The sequence below is a fragment of the Streptomyces canus 299MFChir4.1 genome (assembly GCF_000383615.1).
Classification (GTDB): Bacteria; Actinomycetota; Actinomycetes; order Streptomycetales; family Streptomycetaceae; genus Streptomyces; species Streptomyces canus_C.
Window position 1 is genome coordinate 30,491 of the sequence record NZ_KB911631.1, and the last position, 15,670, is coordinate 46,160.

Annotated in this window: 8 protein-coding genes and 1 pseudogene; 5 read left to right on the top strand and 4 right to left on the bottom strand. The window is 69.2% G+C overall.

Annotated elements, in window-relative coordinates; genetic code table 11:
• Window positions 1-116: 116 nt before the first annotated feature.
• Both H293_RS0144430 and H293_RS0144435 read left to right on the top strand, forming a co-directional pair.
• Window positions 117-1,400: a ricin-type beta-trefoil lectin domain protein gene (locus H293_RS0144430; protein ID WP_259294692.1), complete on the top strand. Its 1,284-nt coding sequence runs from the start codon at window positions 117-119 to the stop codon at window positions 1,398-1,400.
• Window positions 1,401-1,466: 66 nt separating this feature from the next.
• Window positions 1,467-2,246: an SURF1 family protein gene (locus H293_RS0144435; protein ID WP_020124226.1), complete on the top strand. Its 780-nt coding sequence runs from the start codon at window positions 1,467-1,469 to the stop codon at window positions 2,244-2,246.
• A gap of 51 nt (window positions 2,247-2,297) precedes the next feature.
• Here H293_RS0144435 and H293_RS0144440 read toward each other — a convergent pair whose 3' ends face one another.
• Both H293_RS0144440 and H293_RS0144445 read right to left on the bottom strand, forming a co-directional pair.
• Window positions 2,298-10,385 (bottom strand): type I polyketide synthase, encoded by an 8,088-nt coding sequence (locus H293_RS0144440; protein WP_020124227.1) that lies wholly within the window; start codon window positions 10,383-10,385, stop codon window positions 2,298-2,300.
• Window positions 10,386-11,058: 673 nt separating this feature from the next.
• Window positions 11,059-11,451, bottom strand: a complete 393-nt coding sequence (locus H293_RS0144445) for a hypothetical protein (RefSeq protein ID WP_020124228.1) — start codon at window positions 11,449-11,451, stop codon at window positions 11,059-11,061.
• A 150-nt stretch (window positions 11,452-11,601) separates the two neighbouring features.
• On the opposite strand from H293_RS0144445, the gene H293_RS53360 reads away from it, so the two are divergent.
• Window positions 11,602-11,922 carry an STAS domain-containing protein gene (locus tag H293_RS53360; protein WP_158694544.1) on the top strand — a complete coding sequence of 107 codons (321 nt, stop codon included), beginning with the start codon at window positions 11,602-11,604 and terminating at the stop codon, window positions 11,920-11,922.
• Window positions 11,923-12,345: 423 nt separating this feature from the next.
• Here the strand turns inward: H293_RS53360 and H293_RS0144455 are convergent, their stop codons facing one another.
• Window positions 12,346-12,945: a BlaI/MecI/CopY family transcriptional regulator gene (locus H293_RS0144455; RefSeq protein WP_051138261.1), complete on the bottom strand. Its 600-nt coding sequence runs from the start codon at window positions 12,943-12,945 to the stop codon at window positions 12,346-12,348.
• 625 nt (window positions 12,946-13,570) lie between these two features.
• Window positions 13,571-13,825, bottom strand: coding sequence for a hypothetical protein (locus tag H293_RS61850; protein WP_158694545.1), 255 nt, complete (start codon window positions 13,823-13,825; stop codon window positions 13,571-13,573).
• Between the two features lie 666 nt (window positions 13,826-14,491).
• Between H293_RS61850 and H293_RS53365 the strand changes: the two are divergent.
• Both H293_RS53365 and H293_RS0144470 read left to right on the top strand, forming a co-directional pair.
• Window positions 14,492-15,148 (top strand): annotated as a pseudogene (locus H293_RS53365) (transposase); the annotation flags it as partial.
• A 224-nt stretch (window positions 15,149-15,372) separates the two neighbouring features.
• On the top strand, window positions 15,373-15,670 hold a 298-nt coding region (locus H293_RS0144470), incomplete at its 3' end, for a transposase domain-containing protein (protein WP_028808748.1).

The following is a 15,670-nucleotide window of genomic DNA, read 5'->3' on the forward strand; positions in this document are numbered from 1 at the left end:
CTCTTGGCCCAGTACATGACACCCGTTAAGGTCCCTATGACAACGTTGCCCAGTCGGGCTCTGTCTCGCTCATGCTGTGTCCCACTTCTGGGAGGAACCGAATGCCGGGTCCGCACATGAAGAACGGCGTCCCCGTCCGGGCATGGGCACGTGGCGCGTGCGCCGCCGCGGTGGCGTGGGCCGCCGTAGTGCCCATTTCGGCTGCCTGGGCACAGGCCCCGTTCGAGCCCCGCGGCGCGGTCGTTGCCCGCTCGGGACTCGACCAGGTGGCGATGGGCAGTTCCTTCGCGGCTGGTCCGGGGATTCCACCGGTGCAGACGAGCACTGGCGCCGCGGCGTGCGCCCGATCGGCGAACAACTACGCCAGCGTCGTGGCTCGGGAGACCGGAGCGAACCTGACGGATGTCTCGTGCAGCGGCGCGACCACCGCCAATGTACTGACCACCAGTCATGCCGGACAGCCGCCGCAGGTGCAGGCGGTGACCTCGGCGACCCGCGTGGTCACGGTCACGATCGGCGGCAACGACGTCAACTACGCCGGCAGCATCAATACTTACTCCTGTCAGACCAGTGGCGGCACCAGCTGCGGCAGTGTGGACCAGAACGCGATCAACCAGACGTTTCCGTCGCTGGCGGGTCGCATCGAAAACATCGTCAACGCGGTGCACGGCAGAGCGCCCCAGGCCCATGTCTACCTGGTCAACTACTTCACACTCCTGCCGGACGCCGGAGTGTGTGCCGGCGTCCCTCTCACCGGTGACCAGGCGGCCTTCGAGCGCAGCATCGCCTCGCGCCTGGCAGATGCCACCGCCACCGCGGCCGCCGCCACAGGGGCGACCCTGATCGATCTGGCCGCCGCCAGTCACGGACATGACGCGTGCGCCGCGAACCCGTGGGTCGAGACGTACCGTCCGGCCGCGGGACGTGCCACGTACCACCCCAATGAAGCAGGGATGCGGGCGGCGGCGTCACTCGTGGAATCCGCCCTCAACTCCGCCGGCCAACTCCGCACCGTCGCGTTCCGTTCAGGGATCGCGGGCAAGTGTCTCGACGTGCAGGGCTCCGGCACCGCCAACGGCACACATGTGCAGTTGTACGGGTGCAACGGCACAGGTGCGCAGCGGTGGACGTACACACCGGACGCGGGTGGCGCCCTTCGAGCGCTGGGCGGCTGCCTCGACGTCAGCAACAGCGGGACCGAGAACAGGACCAAGGTGCAGTTGTGGGAGTGCAACGGCTCTGGCGCGCAGCGTTGGGTGACGGGCCCCGACTCCTCTCTGGTCAACCCGCAGTCGGGGCGTTGTCTCGACGACCCGGGCAGCTCCACGGCTGACGGGACTCAACTGCAGATCTACGACTGCAACGGTGCGGCCGCGCAGCGGTGGACCCCGACCGCGTGACCTCTCAACCCGATCGGTACTGACCCCGCGGCGGGTCTCCGTCTTGCCGCGCCGTACCTTTGAAGCGTGTACCGGTTTCTGCTGACGTCCCGCTGGTGGGCGATCAACATCTTCGTGCTGCTCGCCGTACCCTTCTGCGTTTCTCTCGGATCGTGGCAGCTGAGCCGGTTCGAGGACAGAATGCAGGACCACCGCGAGGCTGGCGAACGGGTCAGCAATGATCGGCACGAGCCGGCCGGCCCGCTGCGTGCGCTGCTGCCCGTGAACAAGGCCACGTCCGGCCGGCAGGCCACCGCGACCGGGCGGTACGGCAAGCAGCTGCTGGTACCCGACCGCGACCTGGACGACAGGCAGGGTTTCTACGTCCTGACGCTGCTGCGCACCGACGGCGGCAAGGCGCTGCCCGTGGTACGGGGCTGGCTGCCGGGTTCCGCCGATGCCGCGAAGGCGCCCGTCGCACCCACCGGCGAGGTCACCGTCACCGGCGCGCTGCAGGCGTCCGAGACGCCCGGGGACGACGGGGTGAGCGCCAAGGGCGGTCTGCCGGCCGGGCAGACCGGGGCGATCAGCTCCGCGTCGCTGGTCAACCTCGTGCCCTACGACGTATACGACGCGTGGGTCACGCTCGACAAGGCCGACAGCGGGATGACGGCCGTGTCGGCCAAGGCTCCCACCGGCTCCGGCCTCGACCTGAAGGCGTTCCAGAACCTCGGCTACACCGGCGAGTGGTTCGTCTTCGCCGGCTTCGTGCTCTTCATGTGGTTCCGGCTGCTGCGCCGCGAGGTCGAGGTCGCGCGGGACGCGGAGATGGGCCTGGTGGCGGAGGAGGAGACCGGCGCAGTCTGACGGCGTCACCGTCCGCATCACGGCGGGTGCGCCCCGCTGGATGAAGTACGGTCACTCGTCGCCCCCGTCACGTACAAGGGACTTGATCCACGCGCTGACGGCGGCGGCCGTCGTCTGAGAGTGCTGCTGCCACAACGAGAAGTGGTCGCCGGGGACGTCGACTTGGGTGTGGGGAAGGGGCCATGAGGTTCGCCATTCGTCGCCTTGAACGCGCCCAGCCATGTCGATCGTCGGCGCGGTGGCGCGCACCAGCAGGGTGGGTGCGCCCACCGGCTGCGGCTTCCAGTTGAGGAACATGCGCGTATACGCCCCCAATGCCGCGACACCGGCGTCCTCGTCGCCCGTGAACTCGTGCCCGCCCAGGTGCGGTGCGATGACTGCCGGCAACGACAGCAGCCACTCCTTGTCACTGTTGCCGTCGTCGATGAGGTATGTGTCCAGCAGTACCTGCCCGGCGGGAGCCGCACCCATGGCCTCAAGGCGCTGGGTGACGGCCTGCGCCACCGCGCCGCCGGTGCTGGCGCCGACGATCACGAAGCGCCGTTCGCCCAGGTGCCGCAGCACCGAGTCGGCGTGCGTGAGGGCAAGCGTCTCCACGTCGGCCGGCAGTTCGTCGCCCGCACTGACTCCGGGGTGCGGAAACTCGAAGACGTCCCACTCGCCCTCGAAACAGGCATGGAAGCTGGCGAATTCGCCGCCGGGGGCGGCGAGGGCCGGCTGGATGCCCGGGAAGAAGACGAGCACCGGGCGTTCGCCGGGTCCGGTCGCACGCCGCACGGGCGGCAGTGCATGTCGCCGGCTGTCGGCCGCCTGGTAAGTCGGGACGGCCCAGGACGCCGTGACGAGCATGTGCATCGCGTCGATCACCCGGCCTGCTTCGCAGACTTGCCGGTAAAGGGAGGACAGGGTCTGCGCGGGCCGTCGCCCTGTCGGCTGCCCGACGCGTGACGTGCTCGTGGGCAGGTCGTCCTCAAGCAGACCGAGTAGGTGACGGGCCAGCTCCTGCGGTGTCGGATGTTCGAAGACCACGGTGGCGGGGAGCCTGAGCCGCAGCGCCACGCTCAGCCGATTACGGAGCTGTACCGCCGTCAGAGAGTCGAAACCCAGCTCGATGTATGACCTGCCCTGTGGGAGCGGGGCGGCGTCCGGGTAACCGAGTACGTGCGCCACATCAGTATTGAGCAACTCCACCAGAGTGTTCAGACGCTGTGCGGGTGACGCTTCAGCCAGCAGCCCGAGCCAGCTGCCTGGCTGTTCTCGTTCGCCCGAGTTCGGGTGGCCGCCTCCGGGCGGAGATGTGGCAGGGCGCACCAGATCCCGCAGGAGCGGTGGCAGATGTGTCCGGGCGGAACGGAGGGCGGCCCGGTCCAGCAGAGCCGGAACCACCACGGGCCCGCTCGTGCGAAGCGCCGCGTCGAACAGGGCGAGCCCCTGATCCACGGTGAGCGGCCGCAGTGCGTCTGGCGTCAGCCGGTGCGTGCCGGTCATCCCGCTTTCTGTGCTCCAAGGCCCCCACGCGAGCGAGAGGGCAGGCAATCCCAGCCGGGTGCGGTGGCCGGCCAGGGCGTCGAGGAAGGAATTCGCTGCGGCGTAGTTCCCCTGGCCCGCACGGCCCAGCAGGCCGGACACGGAGGAGAACAAGAGGAAAGCCGACAGGTCCAGATCCTTGGTCAGTTCGTGCAGATACCACGCCGCGTCCGCCTTCGGACGCAGCACCGCCGCCATGCGTTGCGGCGTCAGGGACGCCAGAACACCGTCGTCCAGTACCCCAGCGGCATGCACCACGCCGGTCAGCGCCGGTCCACACCCGCTGATCACATCGGCCAGCGCGGCCCGGTCGGTGACGTCACAGGCGATGATGCGAACCTCGGCGCCCAACTCCACCAACTCGGAGTGCAGTTCGGCGGCGCCCGGCGCTTCGGGGCCGCGGCGCCCGGCCAGCACCAGGCGGCGCACGCCATATGACCTCACGAGATGTCTGGCGAGTTCTGCACCGAGGGCACCGGTGCCGCCGGTGATCAACAGCGTGCCCTCCGGGCGGAATGCCACGGGTGTGCCTTCGGCGGCGGACGGCGCCAGGCGCGGTACCGTCAAACGCCCTTCGCGGATGGCGAGTTGCGGTTCTCCCGTGGCAACGGCCGCGGGTAGCCGCCGCAGTGATGCCGGTCGCTCGTCCACATCGACGAGCACGATCTGCCCGGGCAGCTCCGACTGGGCCGCGCGCACCAGTCCCCACACCGCGGCTCCCGCGGTGTCCGGTGCAGCTGTCGTGGAGGTGGCGTTGCGTGTGACGACCACCAACTGGGAGCCCGCCGCCCGCGGATCGTGCTGCCAGCTCTGGAGAGCGCGGTGCACTTTGTCGGTCAGCCGGTGCAGGGCGGTGAGCGGGTCGGCGTTCCCTGTGGGTCCGGCCGCCGTGACGACGACGGTGTGCGGATCGGGCGCAGGGGAGAACGCCAGCTCAGGGATCGCTCCTGTCAGGTCCAGCCCGTCGTCCGAGGTGTCGTCCAGGAGGGCCCAGCGTGAGGTGTCGGCGGAGTGCTCCCCTGCTATGACCGTCCACTCGGGGCGCAACATGGCCGGCTGGGCCAAGTCCTGACCGACGGTGGGCAGTTCGCGGGTCGTCATGGAGTCGATGTGGGCCACCGGACTGCCATCAGGGGTTTCGAGAGTCGCTGTGACCGTGTCCGCGGCCGCACCGAGTGAGATCCGTACCCGGACCTCCGTGGGACCTGTCGTGCCGGGCTGGAAGCCGTTCCACGAGAAGGGAACGCGGATGGCTGCATCGGGTGCCGCCCCGGTGAGCAGAGGAGCGTGCAGGGCCGCGTCCAGCAGGGCCGGATGGATCCCGTAGCCGCCGGCTGCGGCCCTTTCCGCTTCCGGCAGGCGGGCCTCGACGAACAGCTCGTCGGCCCGCCGCCACATCGCCCGTACGCACCGGAAGGCGGGACCGTAGGCGAGGCCCGTGTCCGCGAGGGTGTCGTAGGCGTCGGCGAGGTCGATCCCGGTAGCACCCTCCGGAGGCCACGCCGATTCCTTGGTCGCCACGGGCGGAGAGGCCGGTCCGAGGAAGCCGGTGGCATGCCTGGTCCAGGAGCCGTCCGCGCTGTCCGGCTCGTCACTCCGTGCGTGGATGTCGATGGGCCGCCGGCCCGCGTCGTCCGCTGCGCTCACGACGACCTGGAGGCGCAGTTCACCGGCAGGTGGGAGGGGCAGCGGAGTGAGGACGAGGAGCTCGTCCAGTGCACCGCACCCCATCTCGCGGCCCGCCTGCACGGCCAGCTCCACGAACACCGCTGAAGGAATGACGGCCGACCCGGAGACCGTGTGATCGGCGAGCCACGGCTGAGCCGCAGCGGAGAGTCGACCGGCGAACACCGTCCGGTCAGTGTCCGGTACGGCGAACCCCGGCTCCAGCAGCGGATGACCGGCAACGGCCGCAGCGGGACGTGGCGTGGGCAATGTCTGCAGCCAGTACCGCTGCCGGTGGAAGGCATACGTCGGCAGGTCCACCCGCCGTGCACCGGTGTGAGCGAACACGGCGGGCCAGTCGACACGCGCTCCGTGCACATGGAGCCGCGCCACCGCGGAGAGGATGGCCTCGGGCTCGGGCTTGTCGGCGGGGAACGAGGCGACGAAGATGCCGTCACCCCTCAGGCAGTCGTCGGCGGCGGCGGTGAGGCCGGTGCCGGGGCCGATCTCCAGGCACGCCGAGACGCCCTTGTCCGCGAGGGAGAGCACAGCGTCGGCGAAGCGGACCGGTTGGCGTGCGTGCCTGACCCAGTACTCCGGCGAGCACAGCTCATCTGCCTCGGTCGGACGGCCCGTCAGGGTGGAGATCACCGGTATGCGCGCGGGACGGAACGTCAGCCCTTGCGCGACTCGGCGGAAGTCGTCGAGCATCGGTTCCACCAAGGGGGAGTGGAAGGCATGGCTGACGCGCAGGCGGGCGGTTCTGCGGCCGCGTTGCCTGAACTCCGCCTCGATGGCCAGCACCACGTCCCGCAGGCCGGATATCACCACCGAGCGCGGGCCATTGACGGAGGCGATCGCCACCGGCCCGTCGGCGTCCGCCAGCGCCTTGAGCACCTCCGCCTCCGGGGCGTGCAGAGCCACCATCGCTCCGTTGTCCGGAAGAGCCTGCATCAACCTGCCTCGCGCGGCGACGAGTTGAGCCGCGTCCGAGAGATCGAGAACCCCGGCGGCATGGGCGGCGGCCAGCTCCCCCACGGAGTGGCCCACCAAGAAGTCGGCGGACACCCCCCACGACGCCAGCAGCCGGAACGCGGCGACCTCGAAGGCGAACAGGCCGGCCTGGGTGAAGTCCGTGCGGTTGAGCAGGGCAGCCTCGGGCGAACCCGGCTCGGCGGAGAGCACCGCGGTCAGCGGCAGACCGAGGTGACCGTCCAGCTCCTCACAGACCTCGTCGAAGGCGGCAGCGAACACCGGAAACGCCGTACGCAGCTGTGCGCCCATGCGGGCACGTTGGGCGCCCTGGCCGGTGAACAGGAACGAGGTGCGCAGGCTCGTGTCGGCGACAGCTCGTACCGAGTCCAGGACCTCGCGGCCCTCGGCCAGCCCATGCAATGCGGCCGTCATGCGGGAACGGTCCGCTGCCGCAACCATCGCACGGTGGGTGAGCGCCGACCTCGATGCCGCCAGTGAGAAACCGACGTCGGACGCCGAGAGATCAGGACGGCCCGCCAAGTGGTGCGTCAGACGCCGGGCTTGGGACCGCAGGGCCTGTTCGTCGGCGCCGGAAAGAATCCAGGGCGCTGTCACCGCGGCGCCAGGACCGTCAACAGGCGGGACTGGGGCCGCCTCCTCCAGGATCACGTGGGCGTTCGTCCCGCCGATACCGAAGGCCGAAACACCGGCCCGGCGCGGTGTGGAGCCCTTCGTGGGCCAGGGGCGGGGCTCGGCCAGCAGTTCCACGTGGCCCGTGGACCAGTCGACCTTCGGCGTGGGGTTCTGCGCGTGAAGCGTCCGGGGCAATTCCTCATGACGCATGGCCTGCACCATCTTGATGACCCCGGCGACACCGGCAGCCGCCTGCGTGTGCCCGAGGTTGGACTTGACGGAACCGAGCCACAAAGGCGGCCCGTCCGCAGGCCGGCCCTGCCCGTACGTGGCCAGCAGGGCCGTTGCCTCGATGGGGTCGCCGAGCATGGTGCCCGTGCCGTGTGCCTCGACCACGTCCACGTCGCCCGGTCGGAGGCCCGCGTCGGCCAACGCTCGCTCGATCAGGCGTTGTTGGGCCTGGCCGTTCGGGGCCGTGAGGCCGTTGGATGCGCCGTCGGAGTTGACGGCGGACCCGCGCAGTACGGCCAGCACGGGATGGCCGTGGCGGCGGGCGTCGGACAAACGCTCCAGCAGGACCAGACCGACGCCCTCGGCCCAGGCGGTGCCGTCGGCGGCGGACGAGAAGGACTTGCAGCGGCCATCGGGTGCGAGCGTGCGTTGTCGGCTGAAAGCCGTGAACGCCCTGGGAGTCGCCATCACGGTGACTCCGCCGGCCACGGCGAGGGAGCACTCGCCGGAGCGAAGCGCCTTGGCCGCCCAGTGCAGCGCCACCAGCGAGGACGAGCAGGCGGTGTCGAGCGTGATGGCGGGTCCGCGCAGGCCATAGACGTAGGAGACGCGGCCGGAGGCCACGCTTCCGGTCGCACCGAGGGCCAGGTGGGCTTCCGCGTCGTGCGGGTCGATGGGGCGGGAGGCATAGTCTCCGTGCATCACGCCCACGAAGACGCCCGTGTCGCTGTCGCGCAAGGCGCTCGGTGCGATGCCGGCCCGTTCCCACAGTTCCCACGACGTCTCCAGCAGCAGCCGTTGCTGCGGGTCCATGGCCAGTGCTTCACGGGGGGATATGCCGAACAGTCCTGGGTCGAACTCCGCGGCCTGGTGCAGAAAGCCGCCGTTGCGGGTGTACGAGGTGCCTGTGCGGTCCGGGTCCGGGTCGTAGAGGGCGGCCAGGTCCCAGCCGCGGTCCGTGGGGAACTCGGTGATCGCGTCGCGGCCCGCCGACACCAGTTCCCACAGGTCCTCGGGAGAGTTCACCTCACCGGGATAGCGGCAGGCCATGGCGACGATGACCACGGGGTCGGACGTATCGGAGTCTGCGGCGGGGTGTGGTTCGGCGTTGGTGTGCGAGGGGAAGAGGGTGTTGTGGATCTGCCGGGTCAGTGCGGCCGGTGTGGGGTGATCGAAGACCAGCGTCGACGCAAGCCGCAGTCCGGTCGCCTCGCCCAGGCGGTCGGTCAGCGTCACGGCTCCCACGGACGTCAGCCCGAGATCGGCGAAGGTGCTGTCGCTGTCGAGTGCCTCGTGCGCTGTGTCACCGCAGACGGCGGCCGTCTCGGCGAGCACCGCTTCACGCAGTGTGCGCTCGCGCGCGTGCGGGGGAAGGGACAGCAGGTGCCGGCGCAGAGCGGCATCGGTGCTCGCGGGGCCGGAAGGGGCCCGACGGGCACTTGTCGTGGTCCGGGCCGTGCTGGTGACGACCGCATGGCGGGCGATCTTTCCGGATGCCGTGCGGGGGACAGCCGCGATTTCACGGATCTCCACGGGTACTTTGAACTCGGCCAGGTGCGCGCGGCAGGCATCCAGGACGTCGCTGGGGTCGAATCCTTCCGGTCCCGGTACCAGGTAGGCGACGGGTACTTCACCGAGGATCTCGTGCGGCAGGCCCACCACCACCGCGTCCCGCACCCCGGGACAGCGCAGAAGCACCTGCTCGATCTCCGCGGGGTGGATGTTCTCGCCTCCGCGAATGATCAACTCGCTGACCCGGCCGGTGACGACGAGATGACCGTGCTCGGCGCGCCGGCCCAGGTCTCCGGTGCGGTACCAGCCGTCGTACAGCGCGGCTTCCGTCTCCTCGGTCTGGTTGTGGTAGCCGCTCATCAGGCTCGGACCGCGTACCCATATCTCGCCTTCGTCGCCGTCCGCGACGTCGGTGGCGAGACCGGGGTCCACGATGCGTACGTCCATTCCGGGAACGGGCGGTCCGCACGAGCCGTCGAGCCGCGGTTCGTTCAGACGCATCACCGCGATCATTCCGCAGGTCTCGGTGCTGCCGTAGGCGTTGAGGAGCGGTGCTCCCAGCAGCGTCTCCACGGAGGTGCGCAGGGAGGGGGCGCTCGGTGCCCCGGCCACGATGCAGACGCGCAAGCCGGACGTCAGAGGTGTGTGCGCCGATGCCACGACTTGGTGGTAGGTGGCGGGTACTCCGGCGAGGAGCGTGTAGGGGCCGTCCAGGGCCGGGTGAGGTTTGTCGAGTTCACGTAACAGCCCATCGGGCGGGAGGTGTTCGGGCATGAGTCTCGCGCTTGCACCGGTGGCGGTGACGCCCAGGACGGCGAAGGAATGCCCGAAGCTGTGGGACAGCGGCAGCGGCCACAGAACCCGGTCCTGGGACGAGAGACCGAAGAGGGGGCCGTAGCACGCGGCCGTCGACCACAGCGCGGCGCGCTGCGTGGACACCACGGCCTTGGGGCGGTGCGTGGTGCCGGACGTATAAAGCATCCAGGCCGGCTCGTCGAGTCCCAGATCGTCCCGCGGTGCGTCGCCGGCGTCGGTGACGGCAATCCGGAAAAGGGCCGTCCCCTCGGGGGCGTCCTGGGGAACGGGACCGGCGCCCGTGAGCAGTATGCGCGGACTGCCGGATTCGGGGGCGAAGCGGTGCCGCCGGGCCAGTTGTGAGGGGTCGGTCACGAGGAGGGACGCGCCACTGTCCTTGAGGAAGTGGGCGAGTTCGACGTCGGAGGACCGGGGATTGAGCGGCACACCGACCGCTCCTGCCCTGACGGCGGCCAGCAGGATCTCTGCCAGCTCCACGCAGTTGCCCAGACAGATGGCAATCCGGTCCCCGCGTCGTAGTCCCATGCGGGCCAGAGACGCGGCCAGGCGCGCTGTGCGCTGCTCGAGATCCTTGTACGTGACGGCACGGGCGTCGTCGGCGAAGGCGACCCGCGAAGGAGACCTCTTCGCGTGTTCCTTCAGCAGTTCCGGCAGCGGCCGGATCAGTCCCTCATCCACCGTTGTCCGCTCCTCCGACGCGCGCCGCAGTGCGGCGGTCGCAGGTGCCGTGCTGTCGGACAGAGCCAGCACACCGCCGTCGAGGCGGTTTCTCCCAGCCATCACGATGCCACCTTAAGAGAGAACGTTCGGTCCTGTCTCGTCGATCGCGGTCGGCAGCGCAGCGAAGACACGTGAAGCACGTCTACAGCAGGCCCCCCGAGGTGGGCAAAGCGTCTGCCCGACGGAGAGGGCGTCCGCGGCCGAGGCGAGGAGCAGCGCCGTGGGGGCGATCTCCTCGACTTCACCGACTCTGCCGGAGGAGCGAGGTCCGCTTGTCGGCGAGCCGGCCGTCGCTGCGCCTGGGCAGGAGCACGGTGGCGAGGGGCCCCGGAGCGAATGGCGTCGACGGGCACGCAGTGCGATGCGGCATCGAGTGCCAGAGCGCGCGTGAGGCCGACGATGCCGCTCTCGTGGCGAGTGGGCGACCAGATGGTGGTGGCCGCCGGCCGCTGCGCCCCGGCGTTTGTCCTTCATCGCTGTGTAGTACGCACCGCGCCACGAGGTAGGTGCCGCGCAGGTGGACACCCATGACGCGGTCCCATGCCCGGGGCCGCTGTCGTTGAGGGGACGGTCGCCCCCTCCGGCGCCGGCCGAGTTGACGACGACATCGGTGAGACCGGGTGTGTCGCGGGCCCTGCGCCGATGACTCGGCTGCCGCCGGTGTGTCTGTTCCTGATCAGGTCATGACATGAGAGGTGTGATGTCGGCTCGTCAGGGCTGCCGGGCGTTGAGGTCAGGAGGACTCAGGGACGGCGCGGTTGAGCGGTTCCAGGTCGCCGTACAGGGCGGCGTGGAGTGCGGCTGCGAGGTCACGGGCCCGTTCCTCGCTTGAGACGTTGTGCATCATGAAGTAGATCGGTCCTGTGTAGGCGTCCGCACCGATCTGGCGATCGTGGACCATGCGGAGGATCGCGGCTCGGATGGCGTCGTTGACGGTGTCGTCGACGGAGTGTCCGGGGCCCGCGGTGAGGGTGTCCGCCTTCACGGTCCAGCGTGGGCCGTCGGATTCGATGGCGACGAACACGACGCCGTGCGCCATGGCCTGCCGGTATGCCGTGTGGAACGCCTCGGTGCCACTGGCGTTGGGGATGAGGTGGGCGGGGCAGGGAACCGGCAGCGGCTTCATGAGTGAATTGTGCAAGAGGTCAGGAACGTTCGCGTTTTTTGACACCCGGAGAGTGAAGAACTGCGTAGGACGTCCAGGGTGGGGCAGGGGCCCCAGGCTCGGGCCGAGATACCGCCGCGGTTTCCGGACGAGACGGCGGGGGAGAGCGCTGTGGCTGATCTTTCGGTCGTGACGGTCGCATCCGGCCGCTGCCTGGTTGCGAGGGTCAGCGGTGACATGGACCACGTGAACGATCAGTGGTTCCGTGCGCAGTTCAAGGAGCTGATCGCGCGTGGTGGCCGCTTCATCGTGCTGGATCTGGCCGGGGTGTCGTTCTGTGACTCGGCCGGGCTGAACGTGCTGATCGGCTCGTGGCGGCGGGCGGATGCGGGCGGATGCGGGCGGGGCTGTGCTGGTGCCGGCGTGTGTGCCCCGGTCGTTGCGGCGGATCCTTCAGATGACCGGGGCGGATCAGCTGCTGCGGGGCTATGACACGGTCACCGACGCGGAAGCCGTCTTCCCGTCCTCGCCCGTGGTGGCACGACCCGGACGTTTCGATCCAGTCATGCCGCCTGTGCCAGGTAGTACGGGCTGACGTCGCGGCGTTCGGCGGGCCGGGCGGTGCGGCGGGTCAGCCGCCTGTTCAACGCCGTTCCCGTACGGGCCCGTTGCTCCCAGGTGCCCGTTTCTCATCCTCCGGTATGTTTTTCAACGGCGTCGCCTGAAGTTGGGCGCATCCAGGATCCGGCGACAGGCTGCCACGGCAAGAAGGCGCCCAGCTCCCGAGGGGGAAGCGGCAGAAAGGTGGCGCACCGTTTCGTTTGCCGGTACTTCGGCAGTTGATGTCATTACGGCGGGGCGAGATCGGGCGGTCGCGCGAATCAGGACATGATTCGCGCGACCACCGCCCGACAGTCAAGCAGATTGCTTCGTCTGCTCCACCGATGTGATCCGATTCGCCGCTTCGGTGGCCGTGTAGAAGACGGCCCTTCCCTGCTTGGTCCGTTCGGCCTGGTTCTTGGCTACGAGACCTTCAAGGGTAGTGCGCACCACAGTCGCCTTGATGTTGCGCTCCGGATGCTGCTTCACCAACGACGTGGTGACTTCGGCCGCGGAACGCGGCTCGCTCAGGCCTACAAGGTGTTCACGCACCAGGTCGACGAGCTTGGGCACGCCCGCTCGGGAAGACGAGCTCTTCGCAGTGCTCTTCTTGGTGGCCTGCTTGCGGCTTTCCGCGGCGGGCTTCCTGCCCTTGCCGGACGGGGTGGACGGCTTCTTTCGAGATGCAGGTACGGTCGCGACGATTTCCGAGGCGGGGACCGTCGTGGCACCGATCGCCTGCTGGATGTTCACCAGAACCGTCTGGTCGTGCCGCAGAGCGGTCAACTGTGCTTGGAGCGCTTCGATCTCATTGCTGAGGCGTTCCTGCTCCTTGACGTTGTGCTCGAGATCGCTGGCCACGCGAGCGCTGTACTGCGAAGCCAACTCGGTGGCTTCGGCGGTGGTTTCAGACATGGTCCTCATATCCTTCTCGGGCGTCCCGGTCAGCGAGCGGATGCCCGTGGCGTGGGCGATGCCGACGATGTTTCTCGACTTGTACTTCACGGTGTGCGACGGCGACGACCGCACAGTGCCTTGCAGTGATACCAAGGAAGATACATGCCATGTTGTGTGCTGCATGCCGGAGATACAACTGGTAGGGGCTACCCCGGCCTGCGGTCGTGCGGCGACTGGATCCGTCAGTGGGCCGGGGGCCGAGTTCCGCTTTTCGGCGAGGAGGGATTTCCGGCTCACATAACCCGGGTGAGTCAGTATCACGCGGGCGGAGTGCCTGCCCGAGACTGAGATAGACCGTTCTGCCGTTCGGCACACACAGGAATGCAGACAGCGGCCCAATTCAACCAGTACCGAAAACACCATGTCCCCGCGCGACAAGCCTGCCCCACTCGAGAGACCTCTTGCCGCTGCCTGCCGTAGAGGGCCAGGTTCTTGAGCTCGTTACAGAATGGAACGCTGGCGAGTTGATCGTCCAGGACTACCTGGCACGGGGCCACCGCAGCGAGGCTCGTGCCGGTGACGACGCCGACCAGGCGCGCCTCACCGACCGGTCGTCGGCGCTGGCGGAAGGCCGACGAGCACTTCAGGTGAGATCGGCGTATCGGTTCCTTTGCTGCCAGAGCGGCCGCCCCGACGTCACCGGCATCCCGGACGGCTGCCGCTGCCGCACCGCATTGCGTCGGCGGGCATCGTGTACGTCCGGCGCAAGAGAGTGGCCTGGTGCGGCATCCTGGACGACGACGACGACGACGAGGACGAGGACGAGGATGACCAGGGCCTCATGGCATCCCGGTACACGCGCATCGACGACGGCACCTGCCGCATCTCGCGCGACCACGGCGGCCGCACCACGATGACGCCGGCCCCAGGCAGGCGCCCGTCCGTGGCCCGGAAGCGGAGGCCGGTGAACTCCAGTGCGGGCGTCCTCGATCCCTTCCGCGCCGTCGCACGGGCCCGGCCAGAAGGCACGCATCGCCTGCTGTCAGCAGCACGCTCCTTCAGTCGGCCTGGGCTCGGCGCCTGTCCAGGTCAGCATCCCACCGGTTGTACGCACGCTCATGTCGGCCACTTCGCCCCAGCGGCCGCGTAAGCCCGCCTGGCGTCCTTCGTGACAGCCGCGTTCCTCGCTTTCGTCGTCGCGGAGCTGTCCGGTATGAGCAAGGCCGAGACGGAACGCATCTGCCTGCCCTTCGCGGCGTGGATGCAGCCCGTCGGCGCGTTCGTCTCCCGCCCTCGCGCCGGTGCTGTTGGCCCTGCTCAGCAATCACCTACTTCCCCCCGGTCATGACAGACGCAGGAGGTTGCGTACGGCCCGGTACCGAGGAGGAGGTGCGGCGGGGAGGCCAGTCCCGTACTGGCGTGCAATATGAGGTCATGTGCGCAAGCAGGCGGCGCCGCTTCAGCCCATGACGGTGCCGGAGGACGCATGGTTCGGCCGGCGCCGCCGCGAGAAAGCACCCAGATCGATCCGATGCCCCGTACGGCCGCGGCCAGCTCTTCCGGTTGGCTCCCCCAGCGGGGCCCGTGGCTGTCGTACTCGGTCGGCATGACCATCACCGAGCAGATCCACCAGGCCGTCCTCAAGGCTCCCGCCACGGCCTGGACGGCAGCGATCGAGCCCAGCGGCGAGATCCGCGACGGCGCCTGGGTCGCCGGACTGTCCGGCGACTGCCTGAAGGGCTGGCCGAAGGGAATGCGGCTGATCGTCCGCAAGGAACGGCCCCACCCCCGGCGCCCAGTCGCGGATCACCGACGCCGATGGACTGCGGCTGACCTGGTTCGCCACCAACACCACCGTCATGCCGATCGCGGCACTGGAGCTACGACACCGCCAGCGGGCGCGGGCCGAGGACCGCATCCGGGCCGCGCGGACCCCCGGCCTGCGCAACCTGCCCCTGCACGACACCGCGCAGAACCGGATCTGGCTGGAGATCGTCCAGCTCGCCCTGGACCTGCTGGCCTGGATGCCGATGCTCGCTCTGAGCGGCGAAATGCGCAGGCGGGAGCCCCGCCGTCGCCGGTTCCGCCTTCTCTCCGCCGCCGCCCAGATTTCGTCACGACCGCCCGCCGCCGATATCTGCGGTTCGCCCGCCACTGGCCCTGGACGGGCGTGATCACCGACGCCCTGGCACGGCTCGAAGCTCTCCCGAACCCCGGCTGAGCAGCACATTCCCGCCCCTGCGAGCAGCATCAACCCGACCGGAGCCATGGAACCCGGCGCCCACCCGACGCGACAGCCGGGCCATCAGCCTGGCTGCCACCAGCCCGAACAGCCGAACCGGCCTGCCGAAAGAACCGACGGACCGTCACGAAAGTTCGAGGTTAGTCTCAATACCAGTGACTTAAGGGTCTCGACTGGTAGCGTGGCATCCAGGAGGTGCCTGGATGCCACGCCCTGGGCAGGTCAAGCCGGAGACGGATGAGCGGTTGTCGGACCGGATCGCGGTCGGGCTGCTAACGCGTACATTTCCGCCGGAGCTGGTGGACCGGGTGGTCGCTGAGTCCGGTCGTTCGGGTCAGCGCACTCGGCTGCTGCCGCCGCGGGTGGTGGTCTACTTCGTGCTGGCGATGTGCTTGTTCTCCGGGCAGGGGTATGAGGAGGTTGCGCGGCTGCTCACGCAGGGCCTGACCTGGGCGAAGCGCTGGTCAGGCTCGTGGCGGGTGCCGACCACGGCGGCGATCT

Excerpts from the sequence above, each read along its gene's own strand:
- H293_RS0144440 (WP_020124227.1), bottom strand. The coding sequence starts at position 10,385 with ATGGCTGGGAGAAACCGCCTCGACGGCGGTGTGCTGGCTCTGTCCGAC.
- H293_RS0144455 (WP_051138261.1), bottom strand. The coding sequence starts at position 12,945 with ATGTCTGAAACCACCGCCGAAGCCACCGAGTTGGCTTCGCAGTACAGC.
- H293_RS0144430 (WP_259294692.1), top strand. The coding sequence starts at position 117 with ATGAAGAACGGCGTCCCCGTCCGGGCATGGGCACGTGGCGCGTGCGCC.
- H293_RS0144445 (WP_020124228.1), bottom strand. The coding sequence starts at position 11,451 with ATGAAGCCGCTGCCGGTTCCCTGCCCCGCCCACCTCATCCCCAACGCC.